Origin of the sequence: Verminephrobacter aporrectodeae subsp. tuberculatae At4 (genome assembly GCF_000193225.1) — a bacterium.
Lineage (GTDB): Bacteria > Pseudomonadota > Gammaproteobacteria > Burkholderiales > Burkholderiaceae_C > Acidovorax > Acidovorax aporrectodeae.
Map to the genome: position 1 here is coordinate 1 of NZ_AFAL01000208.1, position 1,959 is coordinate 1,959.

Genomic DNA, 1,959 nt, shown 5'->3' on the forward strand with positions numbered 1-1,959 from the left:
GCGCCCTGTCTGCTGGGCGGCTCCAACTCCCTCTTCCGGTTCAAGCTGGCGGGTGATCCGGCGAATTACATCGTCCGCATCTGCAGCCGCGACCCCGCTTCCTGCGCCACCGAGGTCGCGGTCCTGCGCCTGGTGCGGGCCACGGTGCCGGTCGCCGAGGTAATTCACGTGGGCCGCATGCCCGGGGACGCGGCATTGCCCTACGTGATCAGCGCCTGGTTGGACGGCATCACCCTCGCCGAGGCGCTGAAAAGCAGGCGCTGGGCCGCGCGGGCGCTGGGCGAGGCGGTGGGCCACACGCTCGCAGTGATCGGCGCGCATCCCTTTCCGAGGCACGGAAAATTCGACGGCGCGCTGAACGTCACGCCGTGGAGCGTCGCGCTGGGCTTGCAGGACGGCGGGGCGTCGCCCGCTGACGTGGCGCTGAAGTATCTGGACCATCACGCCGGCAAACACCTGGGCGACGCGCGCAGGGCGCAGGTGCTGGAGTTGCTGCGCGAGTACGACGCGGCCTCCGACGCGCACGCGCCGGCGCGCTTGGTGCATGCGGATTTCAACCCCGGCAACATCATCATCGCGCCCGCACGCGAGGGCGAATCCCGGGTCGCCGGCGTGATCGACTGGGAATGGGCGCACGCCGGCAGCCCGTTGCTGGACGTCGCCGTCCTGCTGCGCCCACGGGGGCTGATGGCGGACGAATTCGAGTCCGCGTTCGGCGCCGCCTTCGTGGCGGCCGGCGGCGAACTTCCAGCGCATTGGCGCACGCGTGCCGCCACCCTGGACTTCTTGAACTTGCTGGAGCTGATCGACGCCCCGGCGCCGCTGGAGGAGCTCAGGCTTACCGCGCTGCGGCAGCTGCTGTCGTCCCTCGAGCGCCAACGAAAGGAAAACACATGACGTGGCGTTGCGTGGCGACAGTCAGGCTGTGGCCCAATGGCGTAAGCGAATGGGCACCCAGGAGGCCAAGCAGATCTACAAGGAGCGTGCGGCCAGCATCAAGTGCACCAACGCACATCTGCGCAACCGCGGCTTGCAGCGCCTGAATGTGCGCGGCCTGACCAAGGCGCGCGCCGTGCTGCTGTGGCATGCGTTGGCCCACAACCTCAAGCGCATGCTGGCTCTGGATTTCCCCTTGGCAGTCTGAGACGCGCAAAACAGGCCGCAATGAGCGATCCTGGCGCGTCAGGCTGCCCCGCAGCAAGGCAAACTCGTCCCAGAAGACGAACCTGGGCTTGAATCGGGCCATCTCCCATCTCCTTTATCCACAGGTCATCGGGTTTGGCTTGTACCGCGTCCATTGCTGAAATTGAAAAATTCACACGCTCTCAGAACTCGGACCCGTAGTAGTCCAAGATATCCATGCCAGCGTATCGCCCCAGGTCCCGGCGCACCAGCCTCACGCGCAAAATGCCCTTTGGTCCCCCGCCCACGAGGTGGATGGCCGCAGCCTGCTTGCCCATGATCTCGCCTTCCAGGCCATCGAGGGTGAAGCGTGATGTTCGCAGCGGGTATGGCGTAACTTTCCTGTCGATACCTCTGCGGACCCGGGTGGCTGGGTGGCGCGCTCGCGTATAGTCCCGCCCGGTCCACCTGCAAATCCAGGAATTCCAGGATTGCGCACCAGGAATGCCCTCCATGAAGTTGTGTCATCGAATTCTTCTGACGCTTTGCATGCCCCTGGCGTTGGTGGCCTGCGCCACGCCGGCGCCCCCGGCGACAGTGGCGGCGTCCGTTCCCGCCGCCTGGCACGCGCCCCTGCCGCACCAGGGCTCGCTCCAGGACCTGTCTCGGTGGTGGACGCAGTTGGGTGATCCACTACTGGTCGAACTGATGGCCGCCGCGCAGGACCTTAGCCCCGATCTGGCGCAGGCGCGCGCGCGCATCGCGCAGGCCCGCGCCGTGCAGGTCGCCAGCCGCGCGGACCTGGGGCCGTCGCTCGACGCGCAGGCCAAGGCCGGC

General features: G+C 67.2%; 1 protein-coding gene and 3 pseudogenes. 3 read left to right on the forward strand and 1 reads right to left on the reverse strand.

Annotated features, from left to right (window positions below; all coding sequences use genetic code 11):
• Window positions 1–12 precede the first annotated feature (12 nt).
• Together VTU_RS0105890 and VTU_RS31205 are read left to right on the forward strand one after the other, a co-directional pair.
• A pseudogene (locus VTU_RS0105890) lies at window positions 13–753 on the forward strand (phosphotransferase family protein); the annotation flags it as partial.
• 77 nt (window positions 754–830) lie between these two features.
• Window positions 831–1,144 (forward strand): annotated as a pseudogene (locus tag VTU_RS31205) (transposase); the annotation flags it as partial.
• Between the two features lie 181 nt (window positions 1,145–1,325).
• Here VTU_RS31205 and VTU_RS35410 read toward each other — a convergent pair.
• Window positions 1,326–1,460: a hypothetical protein gene (locus VTU_RS35410; protein ID WP_010101956.1), complete on the reverse strand. Its 135-nt coding sequence runs from the start codon at window positions 1,458–1,460 to the stop codon at window positions 1,326–1,328.
• 175 nt (window positions 1,461–1,635) lie between these two features.
• Between VTU_RS35410 and VTU_RS0105905 the strand changes: the two are divergent.
• Window positions 1,636–1,959, forward strand: a pseudogene (locus VTU_RS0105905) (RND transporter); the annotation flags it as partial.